Origin of the sequence: Porphyromonas endodontalis ATCC 35406, assembly GCF_000174815.1 — a bacterium.
GTDB lineage: Bacteria > Bacteroidota > Bacteroidia > Bacteroidales > Porphyromonadaceae > Porphyromonas > Porphyromonas endodontalis.
This window is the reverse complement of the sequence record NZ_ACNN01000020.1, coordinates 1-12,541: the sequence shown is the minus strand read 5'-3', so window position 1 is coordinate 12,541 and position 12,541 is coordinate 1. Positions and strand designations below refer to the sequence as shown.

The window sequence follows — 12,541 nt, the reverse complement described above, 5'->3', positions numbered from 1 at the left end:
GCACGTAAGATTTGGTATTAGATTTTACATTAGACAATGAAACACCTCGTCTCTATTAGCCATTGTAGTGCAGAAGATATTATGCGTATTTTGGATAGAGCTACTCTATTCGAGCGCAATCCCAACCGTGACTTTTTGCAAGGGCGTGTGGTAGCTACCCTATTTTTTGAGCCATCCACTCGTACCAGATTGAGCTTTGAGACGGCGGTTTGTCGCTTAGGAGGCAAGGTGATTGGCTTCTCAGACGCTAGTACTTCTAGCAGTACTAAGGGAGAGACTCTCAAGGACACTATTAAGATTGTTTCTAACTATGCCGATGCCATTGTGATGCGGCATTACCTTGAGGGTGCAGCGCAGTACGCTACGGAGGTTAGCCCTGTGCCTATTATCAATGCCGGGGATGGTTCTAATCAGCATCCTTCGCAAACGTTGCTCGATCTCTACTCTATCCGTCAAACTCAAGGCTCACTAGAGCAGAAAACTATAGTGATGGTGGGTGATCTGAAGTATGGGCGTACCATTCATTCGCTGATAGAGGGAATGCAACCCTTCTCCCCACGATTTATTTTTGTGGCACCTAAAGAGTTGGCTTTGCCTGAGGAGTATCGCTCCTATTGTAGGGAGCATAACATCCCCTTTGAGGAGGTAACCGAGTTTACCTCTGAGGTAATTGCCGAGGCGGATATACTCTACATGACACGTGTACAACGGGAGCGATTTTCGGATCCGGAAGAGTATGAGCGTGTCAAAAACGTCTATATACTAGACAGAGAGTTGCTGCGTCTTGCCAAGCCGAACCTGAAAATATTGCATCCTTTGCCTCGTGTGCAGGAGATTGCTCAAGAGGTAGATGATCATCCGGCAGCCTATTACTTCCGGCAAGCACTCAACGGATTGTATGTTCGTCAGAGTATTTTGTCCGAGGTATTGGGCATTGAGGTAAAAAATTGAGTCTCTAGAGTAAACGTAAAGTATGAAACAATATTCAGCAGAGATGCCTGTTGCCTCTATCTGCAATGGCACCGTTATAGATCATATCCCGAGTAATAAACTTTTTAAGGTAGCTGCCCTTTTGCATTTAGACACGATGGAAAGCCCCATTACGATTGGTAATAACTTCCCTAGCAAAGTACTGGGTCGTAAAGGGATTATCAAGATAGCCGACCACTTTTTCGATGGGGATATAGTCAATAGAATAGCTCTTATTGCTCCCAATGTACACCTCAACGTAATACGAGATTACAAGGTTGTAGAGAAGAAATCGGTAGAGCTGCCGAGCGAGATTGTGGGTATTGTGCGCTGCTCTAACCCCAAGTGTATTACCAATAACGAACCTATGCCCACCCGATTTTCGGCTCTACAAGGGCATGAGAAGGGAGTAATACAATGTGCCTATTGTGGTCGTAAGGTAATAGGCACCGAGGCTGATTTACAGTAAAAGGAGACATACAAGCTATGAAACAGCACTGGAAACCCGGTACGATGATTAGTCCCGTACCGGCTCTACTTGTTACGAGCGCAAGTTTAGATGGTAAGCGAACCAATCTTTTTACGGCTTCTTGGACAGGTATCGTTTGTACCAATCCGGCAATGTGCTATGTAAGCATTCGCCCCGAGCGGTATAGTTATGAACTTATCAAAGAGAGCATGGAGTTTGGGCTCAATCTTACTACCCTATCTATGGCAGAAGCCACCGACAAGGCAGGCGTTATTAGTGGTAGGGATGGAGATAAATGGGCAAAAACGGGTTTACACCCCGAGAAGGCTCAATTGATACAATGCCCTTTGGTGGCTGAGAGCCCCCTCAGTATGGAGTGCCGTGTGCGTGAGATCTTGCCACTTGGCTCACACGATATGTTTTTGGCAGAGATTGTAAGTGTATCGGTAGATGAGTCTTTGCTCAATCCCGAGACGGGTAAATTAGATCTCCATAAAAGTGAACTTCTTGCCTATGCACACGGAGAATATTTTGGATTAGGGAGCTTTGTTGGCTACTTCGGCTGGTCTGTAAAGAAAGGGAAAGAGCCTATCAAACAGAGAAAATAACTACTAACTTTTAATGGAATAAAACTATGACAAAAAACAAGAAACCCTTAATCCTTATTGGGATTGTGGCCTTGATCATCCTCATTGGGGGCTGGCTTATGAAAGGTTACAATGGTATGGTAAACGAGGATGAAAACGTAAATCTCCAATGGGGAGAGGTAGAAAATCAGTACCAACGCCGTCTTGATCTTATCCCAAATCTAGTAAATGTAGTAAAGGGTTATGCATCACACGAAAAGGAGGCACTCGAAGGTGTGATAGAAGCCCGTGCCAAAGCAACCCAAACTACCATAGATCCAAGCAATATGACCGAAGAGCAACTTGCTAACTTTCAAAAGGCACAAGATGGTCTTTCCGGAGCCTTGAATAGACTTATGGTTGTGGTGGAGAAATATCCCGAGCTTAAGGCAAACGAAAATTTCCTACAACTACAAGCACAACTTGAGGGAACAGAAAACCGTATTACAGTAGCCCGTAAAAGCTACAACGATGCTGCTACTATCTACAATAAGTTGGTGCGCCGCTTCCCAAATAATATGCTAGCAGGGATTTTTGGTTTCTCTGTACGTCCCCAATTCAAAGCTCAAGAAGGAGCTGAATCCGCTCCTGCCGTACAATTTTAAGTCCATAAAAATGGGTAGATAATACCATGAATTTGAAGAGACTTTTAGTTCCTTTATTAGGGATATTTCTGGCTCTCTCGACCCTCCTTCCAGGGGAGGCGACGGAGAGTCGAGATGTCTTTGAAGTAAAGGATGTACCTAATGTACAGATAGGGGATAGTCTACGTTTTGTATCTGATCCTAGCCATTTCCTGGATAGCTCGGAGGTGGAGGAGTTGGATAATAAGCTCCATCAACTTCGCTTAAATTTTGGGGTAGATGCTGCCCTTGTAGTGTTGCCCTCCATAGGAAATCGGACGATAGAAGATTTTAGTGTGGAGCTCTTTCGCTCGTGGGGATTGGGCAATAAGAAAACCGATAGTGGGCTGCTCATCCTTCTTGTTATGGACGTCCACAAGATTTTTATCACCACGGGCTACGGCATAGAAGAAGTACTACCCGATGCTACTTGCTCTAGTATCATTCGAAATCGTATGATACCCCACTTCAAAGAAGACGCCTATGCAGAGGGTCTCATGAGTGGAATAGATGCCATAAGTGAGATATTTAAGACGGGAGATTTTGAGGGATCAGACGGAGGAAATAGCTCTGAAGATGAAGAAGGGGACTATATTCTTTTCATTTTCTATCTCTTGTTTGTACTTTATTGCGCCGTTAATGCGTATGCTAAATTGACGAATATTTTCGAGAAAAAGGGAGAATACAAAAACATGAGTGCGCCCGAGCGATTGGTTCGCTTGAAGTCGAAAAATAGAACCTATAGCGTGATATTTACCATTGCTTGTTTGCCTATTGGGATTGTGATTTACCTCTTAGGAAGGAATCTTCGTAAGAAGCTCGATAGGGAGAGTAGACGTTGTCCTAATTGCCAAAAGGAAGCAATGCTACCCATTAGTGACCGAGCAAAAGTGCGTGCTCTACTCAATCCCCAGATGCTTCTGGAGGCGGATATAAAGTCACGTGAGTACGGAGCGATGCAATGCAGTAGCTGTGGGTATGAGCATGTTTTTCCGGTGCGAGAACTTCCTTCGCGTTATTCTCGTTGTCCCAAATGTGGTACTTATGCCTACTATATTGTCCGAAAAGAAGAGACGACTAACCACTATATAACCCATTACAAATGCCTCTATTGTGACCATGAAGATAGGAAGAAAAGACCGAAAGAAAGTCCGGCGAGAGATATCGCGACAGCCGCAGCTGTGGGTGGTATTTTAGGAGGATTATCGGGTAGAGGAAGCTCCGGAAGTAGTTGGGGCGGAAGCTCTGGCGGTGGTTGGGGTGGAGGTTCTACCGGAGGTGGTGGAGCCGGCGGATCTTGGTAATTAGTTTATCAGAAATTCTATGAGATTATTATTAGATGTACAAGCAAATGGAACCATTGTTCCTTTTCTTCATCAGCAAAAAATGGTAGGTTGTATCCATAAATGGTTAGGACCTAATACTTGGCATGGGCAATCGTCCCTCTTTTCGTTCTCTCGCTTATCGGGGGGCAAGGCAGTAAAAGATCTGGAGGGTATTCTTTTTGATCACCGAGCAACTTTCTTTATTGGAGCTAGCAACCCTGATTTCTTAAGGCAGATTTTGCGAGGGATTCAGCAAGATCCGGAGATGTTTTGTGGGTTAATCATTCGAGAGGTTGTGATTGAAGAGGATCCGGACTTAAGTAAACGCGAATTGTTTTATCCGGCAAGTCCTATTCTTCTTAAGGTAAAACAAAAGGAAAACCGTTATAAGCATCTGTTGTATCAAGACTCAGAAGCTAATGAGGCATTGACTCTAAACCTACAGAAAAAGCTCCTCGCAGCAGGGATTGATGATAGGGATGCAACAGCAGAGTTTGCTCCTTGTGAAGGAGTTGCTAAGGAGATGCTTGTCGATTATAAAGGCGTGAAAAATAAAGTTAGTTGGTCTCCTGTACGGATTATAGGGAGCCCCGAGACAAAACTTTTGGCATGGAATGCCGGCTTGGGAAACTCTACGGGAATTGGATTTGGAGCCATAAAGTAAAGATGTGATGGAGAAGGAAAGAATATTATTTGTAGTTCACTATTCGGGTACATTTGGCTACATCAAACCTTGGACTGCCGTTCGAGATGGAGAGACGTATAGTCAGCAATTCCTCACTCCTTCCATTGTAGAGGGAATGGAAAAGAAACTATTTCCCGAGACATTATCAGATAAGGGAATACACAAAATTGCTCGCCATAAGCTCTCCTATAAAGGTATAGATGTACAACAAGAAACAACCCAGACTCAAGCCTGGAAGTTCCGGAAAAAAGAAAAATGTTACGAGAGAGAGCAATCTATTCTCAATAGGGGTGTGATGCTTTATCCCTCTCTTTATCTTGCTTTTACAACGGAGGAGGATGCCCTTGTAGCTTCGGAGCAACATCTATGCTTGTGTCGCAACGAAGATGTTGTACTACCGGAAAAAGATATAATACTCATGGAGGAATCTCAATTTGATGCCCTGCCAGGATTTGAATTACGGTTTGGCTCCTCTTTTTCGGACGCTTTTATGGTTGGCTTCAATCGCTTTGATGATAATGCTCACATGTACGGAAGAATAGAAATTGGAGGCGAAGCTATCCTATCGTAGAGACGGAAATGTTTGATCACATTTTAGCTAAGAGTAATGGGATTACACTCCAACAGCATCTAGAGGATGTTGCAAAGATAGCTGTGTGTATAGCTCAAAATGTAGGTTTAGATCCCGAAATTGCCCGTATGGGAGCGCATCTTCACGATATTGGTAAGGCTAGTCCCATTTTTCAAGAGCGATTGAAACAGAAAAATCTTCCTCCCTGTGCTTTAGTATTTCGTCATGAGATTGCTTCTCTTTTCTTTCTATCGTTGATTGAGGATGTAGAAAAGAGACAGACTATTACTCGGATGATTATTGCCCATCATAAGTCTGTTTGTGAAGATATTGGAGATAAGGGATTCTTAGATTTAGACGATATTGAGAGCGAATGCTTTAGCTATCATAGCAAAGATTTTGAGCTGTGGAGTAAAGAAGCTTTGGGAATTTTGAAGGAATTAGGCTGGCAAGTACGTCCTATTTCTATCGAGGAGGCTGAAGAGAATTACGATGATGCTCTAGAGTATTGTAGCGATCTTACTCCCAATTGTTCCCGTTGGAAAGGTCTACTGATGGCTGCTGACCACTTGGCCTCAGCTCTAGAAGATTATACAGATACCGCTCTCCAGAAACTATTTATCAAGCCGGATCTATCCTATTACAGCAGTAGGCAAAGTCCATTGTACCCTTTATCCCAAATTTCGTCTGACGACCCTCGTATCCACACCTTAGTAACGGCTCCTACGGGAGCAGGCAAAACCGATTTCTTATTGAGGCGGTGTGAGGGACGTGTATTCTACACATTGCCTTTTCAAGCCTCTATTAATGCCATGTACGATAGGGTAAAACAAGATTTGAAAGGGTCAGAAGCTCAGATTTATCCACTCCATGCAGCATCTATATTGAAGCTGGATGGAAAGTACGAACGGGTGCTTTCTCATCATGTCGGAGCTTCTATCAAAATCCTTACACCGCATCAGATGGGAGCAATTGCATTTGGGCTAAAAGGGTATGAGGCGATGGCTTTAGATTTACGAGGGTGTGATGCAATCTTGGATGAGATCCACACCTATTCGTTTGTTGCTCAAGCTATGGTCTTAAAGATTGTCGAGATACTTATAGCTCTAGGTTGTCGTGTACACATTGGTACAGCTACAATGCCCAGTATCTTGTACAATACATTATTGAACCTTTTAGGAGGATCTCAACAAGTGTATGAGGTAAAGTTGTCTGATGAGCAGCTCGCAACTTTTGACCGACACGTTATTCATAAATTGAATACGCTGGAAGAAGCGACTCCTATCGTAGAGGAAACGATCCGACAGAAACGCAAGCTCCTTTTTGTTTGTAACCAAGTAAAGAGAGCGCAAAGGCTCTATATGGAGTTGCACGAAAAGTATCCCGAAGTTCCATCTATGCTTATTCATAGTCGCTTCAAGCGAGGAGATCGATCGCGTTTGGAGCAAGATTTGAAGGAGAAATACGATAAAGGTACAGAGGCTTGCATAGTGGTATCTACTCAGGTTGTGGAGGTTAGTTTGGATATTAGCTTTGATGTTATGATAACGGAGTGCGCTCCAATGGATTCGCTAATTCAACGCTTTGGTCGGATCAATAGGCGACGATCTTATGAAACTATCGGCCAACAAAAGCCTATATATGTGCTGGCTCCTCCTGATCAAGAGGCTGAATGCAAACCCTATAAGTTGGATGTTTTGCAAAGAAGTTTCGATGCTTTGAAAGATGGAGCCCCTTTCCATGAGACGGAAGTTCAGTCCCTACTGGATTTTGTTTATCCCGAAATCCCTATGGTCGATATTGAGTTGCATTCAATTTTTAGGGGAGGGCAATGGACGCTTAAAGAGCTGAAGCACAGACCCAAGTCGGTTCTTCTCGAAATGTTAGACATTGATTCTGTCTGCTGCATTACGGAGAGCGATTATGCAGATTACCTACAGGGCAATTACTCATCTCGGGTAGAGCTTGAAATCCCTGTCTCAGAAGCAATCCGATTTAAGGGGCTTACACAAATAGAGGAGGGGTCATATCCTTATATTATTCCCGATAGAGCTTATGATAAGGAGCTAGGATACGTAGAGGACTTTTTGGAGGAAGAGAAAAACAAGAGCTTTGAAATACTATAAATGAGAGTGATACAATGGTAACATCAGTCATAGGAAAGATATTCTTAGAAGCATACAATGAGAAGCATAACAAGGCTTATACGCCCAAGAGTTTCTTTGTGGAAGTATACTATCCGCGCTTCTTCGGTCATGAGAAGTACCTGATGACTGCGGGTAACTCACCTTTTGAGAATCCTAAGTTATCCTGGAAGGATATGATTTTGGGAAGGAAGCCTTTTGAGTCCGCAGATAGAAGGAAAGAACGTTTGGATAAGTTCTTGGCAAAGATTGATACAGGTTTGCCCGATGCAAGTATTGCTGTTGGGTATCCTTCTGTAGATACGCTCTCTACTACTTCGGGGCAGGTGTCTATTGTCCGAGAGGAGGTAGATCCTGCGGAATGTTACTTGTCATGGATTGGTGCAGGCTTAGGTATCGGAGTACAAGGTGGGTTGACGATCCTTTTTTCTAAACCCGATATTCTGCTTGATATTGCAGAGGGGTGGGACTTGTATCGTAACTATCTAAATACAACTCCTCGGATGAGAGGGAACCAAATCAATACTTGGAACGGACAGTGGCTCAAAAAGAAGTATAATACGAGAGATAGCTCCTCTTCTCTAGACTTTCCTGATAAATTCTCAATGAAAGATGACCTTGTAGAGATTCAAACTTTACCTTGGGTCGATCTGATTGCGGCAGTGAGTCGTCGTTTTCCGGACCCACGGATGATGGGCTATGTGTACAATATTGGTCAGACTAATACGACCGTTGGTTTTATTCCCTTTGTATTATCTCCCATTCGCAAGGTTCATGATTTGTATGAGCATCATTTTGGGACAAAGAATAGTAAGAGGGCAATGAAACTATTTGGTACTGCATTTGGCTTTTCAATGGCTTGCAAAGAGGGAGTTATTGGTCTTAAGGCATTGGAACCAAAGGGACTAAGTTCTCTTATGAAGAAAGGGAAGATCCCATCCTATAAGTCTGATGATGAGGAACAAATAATACAGTATGAAACATATCAAATTTGGTTATTAGCTATGTTGAACAACGAAGAATTATGGGATAAAGCTAAGGCTTTTGCCCAAACACTACAGGACTTTTCTTTGGGAGGAAAGACTGCTCGAACAGTGAGAAGTAACATGGTAAAAATCCTTTTAGAGTCTACCAATAAGAGGGCTTTTATAGATGGAATGGGAAAGATTGTGGAGGAAGCAGATGCCTCTATGAACGAGTTTGAGGATATAGCGTCTACTATAAATACGATGCCTTCGGACAATGTTCCCTACTTCCTTACATTGATGCGTTTCCATTATGCAGTGATTAATAGTAAAAACTCTAATAACGAATAAAGTTATGAACCCCTACATTTATTTGCGAGCACTCAAGCGAGCTGAGCATACGGTATTCTGTGTTCAAGATGGACAGAAAACCTATTTTGATGCCCAATTTAGTCGTTACTTGGCCTATTCTAGTGGGCAACAGGTAAAGCGTTCTATACTGGAGGCTCTTACAGACTACCTAGGCGTACAGATGGCTCCTGTGACATTTAATTATGAGATTACGGCAAAGAAGGAGTTGTCTCAGAAGGAACCATGGTCTCCCTGTGACCCTCAGCATGTTGACCAACTTATTGGAGGATGGATGCGTGCCGGAGACGGTATAACCAAGAAACGTCGTAGTCCTCTATCTGTATCTGCCATGCGTCCATTACACCCTTTACTAGCAGGAACTCAAAAAGAGAACATAACCTTTGACCGCAGTGACCGACCGGATCATCATCCTGTGAATGTACGCATAGCAGGAAAGAAGGAGCTTTTGACCGAGGAAGAGATAGAAGATTTTTTGCACAACACGGGGAGGACTCTGACTCGACGCCATTGGATTCCTGATAATGAGCGAACTTCAGGACTCTTTGTGTATGATGTTGCTGTAGACCTACGTACACTATTTTCTGTTTCTCTCAATCAGCATGATCCTGAGATAGACCCAGATACAATACAGAAACTGAAAGACTTAGGTTGGGTTGAGAGTGAAAATGTTTTTGGTAAGTGCTTAGTTTTGCCCAAAGATGAGCGTGAAAAAGTGATACCTGCTCTAGCCCATGCCTTGATAAATTGGCGCATTACGTCCAACCAGGCACGTACATTCAGTATTATGGAGACCTTGGCCATAGCTGTTAGTGACAATGCTAATACTCTTGCCGGAGCTATTCGTGCCAAACTGATTGACGATGGAGGAGATAAGCCAAAGGCGAAACCTATTGTAGATGAGAAGGCCGGGGCTGATCTGTTTGTAGCCCTTCCCTGTGCTGCTTACATTGTGGTGGAGAATGAAAGTGCCGATGCTCTTGAGGCGGCAGAGATGCATCTCATCCATTTGATGCAGTCTTTCGACTACGAAAATCAATGCTAACTATGTGATTTCTAAAGAAGAGATGTATTCTTAGGGTGGGGTACATCTCTTCTTCTATTACGTTATGGTTATTACGGGAACGCACTTCAATTACTATCAAGTTTGCCATCGGAAGTTGTGGTTGTTTTCCTCAGGAATAACGATGGAGCACACTTCGGATCTAGTCTACGAAGGCAAGTTAATCCATGGAGAATCCTACCCCCAACGTTCCGTTCGTTACGAAGAACTTGCTATTGATGGGATCAAAATAGATTTCTATGACGCGAGGAATAAAATCGTTCACGAGGTAAAGAAATCGAATAAAATAGCTCCAGCCCATCGTCTCCAGCTGCTCTATTATCTCTATGTTTTAGAACAAAATGGCATCCTTGGAGCTACGGGGATATTGGAATATCCCAAGCTGAGGAAAACAGAAGAGGTCTTGCTGACGGATATTGATCGAGAAAATATCAAGAAGATAATGGCTGATATAGAAGAGATTACAGAGAGTTCGGAGTGTCCCTCCTGTATCGAATCACGGATTTGCAAGCTCTGCAGTTACTACGACTTCTGCTTCTCGGGAGAGGAGTCGTAGAGGAGGGCAATTTTACGACCAAGTAAATGCAGAAAAATATCCAGCCTAAAAGCAAAAGCATTACTGCCTGATATTTCAAAATTTTCTACCCAAAAAGGCATTTCCATTTTGGGTGAGATTTTTTAGAAAATAGGGCTGGTTTTTTTCGAAAGATAGCAGAGGTCGGATTAGAAGGGGGAAACTAGGGAAAACCTTCTCCAGGAGAGAGATGTGTAATATTAGAGATTGTGAAGATTTGGTATCTATGAAAAAGAGTTTTTATTTATTCAATCCGGGGGAGTTGTCTCGTAAGGATAATTCGTTGCGTTTCCTCCCGATAGAAGAGGGAGCTGATGGTGCAGAAGCCTTTGGAGTCCCTCGCTATATCCCTGTAGAGACTGTAGGAGATATGTATGTCTTTGGCTCTTTGCGAGCTAATAGTTCCTTGTTTAATTTCCTAGGAATGAATGATATTGCCGTGCATTTCTTCGACTACTACGAGAACTATACAGGCTCATTTATGCCTAAAGAATCCCTTCTCTCCGGCAAAATGATATTGGCACAGGCGCAAGCGTATCATAAGAAAAGCCACCGACTCCTACTGGCACAAAAGTTTGTCTATGGAGCAGCATTCAATATGCAGAAAAACCTAAGTTATTACCACAATAGAGGGAAGGATTTGCAGTCGATAATAGAGCAAATTGATCAGTATACTCCTCATATTGCTACAACAAAAAGTATTGAAGAGCTAATGGGGATTGAAGGAAATATAAGACAGGCTTACTACGGAGCTTTTGACGTCATCATCAATGATTTTGATATGGGAACGAGAACGAAACGCCCCCCTCAGAATGAAGTCAATGCTTTGATTTCGTTTGGAAATATGATGTGTTACACCGTTTGTCTCAAATCAATACATCAAACACAATTGAATCCGACAATCAGCTTCTTACACACTCCCGGCGAGAGACGTTACTCTCTTTGTTTGGATGTTTCTGAGATTTTTAAGCCAATTCTTGTGGATAGAACTATCTTTAAGGTGCTGAATAAGGGGATGCTACAAGAGCGGCACTTTGATAATAAGTTGAATCGTTGTGTGCTTAATCCTTCGGGGAAAAAGATATTCGTACAGGCATTTGAAGAGCGATTAAGCGAAACAATAAAGCACAGACGGCTTGGGCGTTCGGTTAGTTATAAGCACTTGGTTCGTCTAGAGTGCTATAAGTTAGCGAAGGATTTGCTGGGAATAGAGGAGTATGAACCCTTTAGAATGTATTGGTAATGTACGTTATTCTAGTATACGACGTTGGCGAAAAACGCGTGGCTAAGATGCTGAAGCTTTGCCGGAGATACCTCAATTGGATCCAAAACTCTGTTTTTGAAGGAGAGATCACAGAGGTGAAACTAAAGGATTTGAAGATTGAGGCATCCTGCATTTTAGATCAAACAGAAGATAGTGTTATTATTTTTTCTTCGCGACAGAGACAAAGACTAGAGAGGGAAATATTGGGAAAAGAAAAAGCTGCGATAGATAATTTCCTCTAGCCATGGAGATCCGAGAAAGTTTTATTCTTTCTAGCATTACGAGGGGCCTTTCTCTGTTGTATGGGCGCCTATAGTACAGGTTCTTGATACTAGGTAGCACAAGATTGCTAGGGTCAAGGCTTCTACTAAACGATAGATTGCTACTGAAGAGAGTACTTTTCTATTTCAGTATTTATTGGTAATATTGCTGGAGCTAGATAAGTACCAGTTCGCACAAAGAGGGTGGGAGATAGCGGTTTCAGAGCTCTTTTTGTGTCGAAGAAGGAGCTTTTTCTGAGGATAGCCATACCTCAAATAGATTGCACCGTTGAAGTGTTTGGTTAGCAGATAATTAGTGCTCTTGTCGATCCTCGGCCCTTTTCTTAGGATTGCACATCGACGATATTTTCTCCTCATTATCTCATCGGAAACGTTTCTCAAAGCCCTTGTTTATGTGATATTTTCTGTCTAACTTCACGGCTCCAAATTGTACCTTAGTGGAATTGAAATCGATTTCAAACTCCGCTAGTCTTGACTTTGACAAACTCCAAATTGTACCTTAGTGGAATTGAAATAGGTTAAACGCAGAAAACCTAGCATTATCTTCATCGCTCCAAATTGTACCTTAGTGGAATTGAAATAATCAAACTTATAAGCTTGCTTAATGTTAAGC

The 12,541-nt window shown here is 42.7% G+C and carries 13 protein-coding genes; all 13 read left to right on the top strand.

Annotation, left to right across the window (positions count from 1 at the left end; all coding sequences use genetic code 11):
- Positions 1-36 precede the first annotated feature (36 nt).
- The 13 genes from pyrB (at position 37) to cas2 (ending at position 11,889) form a co-directional block, all read left to right on the top strand.
- A complete protein-coding gene (gene pyrB / locus POREN0001_RS04430) occupies positions 37-951 on the top strand; it encodes an aspartate carbamoyltransferase (protein ID WP_004333659.1) in 915 nt (304 codons plus the stop codon).
- A 22-nt stretch (positions 952-973) separates the two neighbouring features.
- Complete coding sequence (locus POREN0001_RS04425) at positions 974-1,438, top strand: aspartate carbamoyltransferase regulatory subunit (protein WP_004333517.1); 465 nt, start codon at positions 974-976, stop codon at positions 1,436-1,438.
- A gap of 17 nt (positions 1,439-1,455) precedes the next feature.
- Entirely contained in the window at positions 1,456-2,046 is a 591-nt protein-coding gene (locus POREN0001_RS04420; protein WP_004333711.1) for a flavin reductase family protein, read from the top strand.
- 26 nt (positions 2,047-2,072) lie between these two features.
- Complete coding sequence (locus tag POREN0001_RS04415; protein ID WP_004333499.1) at positions 2,073-2,669, top strand: LemA family protein; 597 nt, start codon at positions 2,073-2,075, stop codon at positions 2,667-2,669.
- 26 nt (positions 2,670-2,695) lie between these two features.
- On the top strand, positions 2,696-3,991 hold the full coding sequence (locus POREN0001_RS04410) for a TPM domain-containing protein (RefSeq protein ID WP_004333689.1): 1,296 nt from the start codon (positions 2,696-2,698) through the stop codon (positions 3,989-3,991).
- Between the two features lie 19 nt (positions 3,992-4,010).
- Positions 4,011-4,676, top strand: a complete 666-nt coding sequence (cas6, locus tag POREN0001_RS04405; RefSeq protein WP_004333790.1) for a CRISPR-associated endoribonuclease Cas6 — start codon at positions 4,011-4,013, stop codon at positions 4,674-4,676.
- A 7-nt stretch (positions 4,677-4,683) separates the two neighbouring features.
- Positions 4,684-5,268 carry a hypothetical protein gene (locus POREN0001_RS04400; protein ID WP_004333741.1) on the top strand — a complete coding sequence of 195 codons (585 nt, stop codon included), beginning with the start codon at positions 4,684-4,686 and terminating at the stop codon, positions 5,266-5,268.
- A gap of 8 nt (positions 5,269-5,276) precedes the next feature.
- Positions 5,277-7,394: a CRISPR-associated helicase/endonuclease Cas3 gene (locus POREN0001_RS04395; protein ID WP_004333836.1), complete on the top strand. Its 2,118-nt coding sequence runs from the start codon at positions 5,277-5,279 to the stop codon at positions 7,392-7,394.
- Positions 7,395-7,408: 14 nt separating this feature from the next.
- Positions 7,409-8,728: a hypothetical protein gene (locus POREN0001_RS04390; RefSeq protein WP_004333553.1), complete on the top strand. Its 1,320-nt coding sequence runs from the start codon at positions 7,409-7,411 to the stop codon at positions 8,726-8,728.
- Positions 8,729-8,732: 4 nt separating this feature from the next.
- Positions 8,733-9,791 (top strand): hypothetical protein, encoded by a 1,059-nt coding sequence (locus POREN0001_RS04385; RefSeq protein WP_004333577.1) that lies wholly within the window; start codon positions 8,733-8,735, stop codon positions 9,789-9,791.
- A 64-nt stretch (positions 9,792-9,855) separates the two neighbouring features.
- Positions 9,856-10,365, top strand: a complete 510-nt coding sequence (gene cas4 / locus POREN0001_RS04380; protein ID WP_004333643.1) for a CRISPR-associated protein Cas4 — start codon at positions 9,856-9,858, stop codon at positions 10,363-10,365.
- A 244-nt stretch (positions 10,366-10,609) separates the two neighbouring features.
- On the top strand, positions 10,610-11,626 hold the full coding sequence (gene cas1b, locus POREN0001_RS04375) for a type I-B CRISPR-associated endonuclease Cas1b (protein WP_040580733.1): 1,017 nt from the start codon (positions 10,610-10,612) through the stop codon (positions 11,624-11,626).
- Positions 11,626-11,889, top strand: coding sequence for a CRISPR-associated endonuclease Cas2 (cas2, locus tag POREN0001_RS04370; protein WP_040580730.1), 264 nt, complete (start codon positions 11,626-11,628; stop codon positions 11,887-11,889). The genes cas1b and cas2 overlap by 1 nt, the downstream gene beginning before the upstream one ends.
- Positions 11,890-12,541: the final 652 nt, after the last annotated feature.

Coding starts and splice junctions, on each gene's coding strand:
- POREN0001_RS04400 (WP_004333741.1), top strand. CDS start 4,684: ATGGAGAAGGAAAGAATATTATTTGTAGTTCACTATTCGGGTACATTT.
- cas1b (WP_040580733.1), top strand. CDS start 10,610: ATGAAAAAGAGTTTTTATTTATTCAATCCGGGGGAGTTGTCTCGTAAG.
- cas2 (WP_040580730.1), top strand. CDS start 11,626: ATGTACGTTATTCTAGTATACGACGTTGGCGAAAAACGCGTGGCTAAG.
- POREN0001_RS04415 (WP_004333499.1), top strand. CDS start 2,073: ATGACAAAAAACAAGAAACCCTTAATCCTTATTGGGATTGTGGCCTTG.
- POREN0001_RS04385 (WP_004333577.1), top strand. CDS start 8,733: ATGAACCCCTACATTTATTTGCGAGCACTCAAGCGAGCTGAGCATACG.
- pyrB (WP_004333659.1), top strand. CDS start 37: ATGAAACACCTCGTCTCTATTAGCCATTGTAGTGCAGAAGATATTATG.
- POREN0001_RS04420 (WP_004333711.1), top strand. CDS start 1,456: ATGAAACAGCACTGGAAACCCGGTACGATGATTAGTCCCGTACCGGCT.
- POREN0001_RS04425 (WP_004333517.1), top strand. CDS start 974: ATGAAACAATATTCAGCAGAGATGCCTGTTGCCTCTATCTGCAATGGC.
- cas6 (WP_004333790.1), top strand. CDS start 4,011: ATGAGATTATTATTAGATGTACAAGCAAATGGAACCATTGTTCCTTTT.
- POREN0001_RS04410 (WP_004333689.1), top strand. CDS start 2,696: ATGAATTTGAAGAGACTTTTAGTTCCTTTATTAGGGATATTTCTGGCT.
- cas4 (WP_004333643.1), top strand. CDS start 9,856: ATGGTTATTACGGGAACGCACTTCAATTACTATCAAGTTTGCCATCGG.
- POREN0001_RS04390 (WP_004333553.1), top strand. CDS start 7,409: ATGGTAACATCAGTCATAGGAAAGATATTCTTAGAAGCATACAATGAG.
- POREN0001_RS04395 (WP_004333836.1), top strand. CDS start 5,277: ATGTTTGATCACATTTTAGCTAAGAGTAATGGGATTACACTCCAACAG.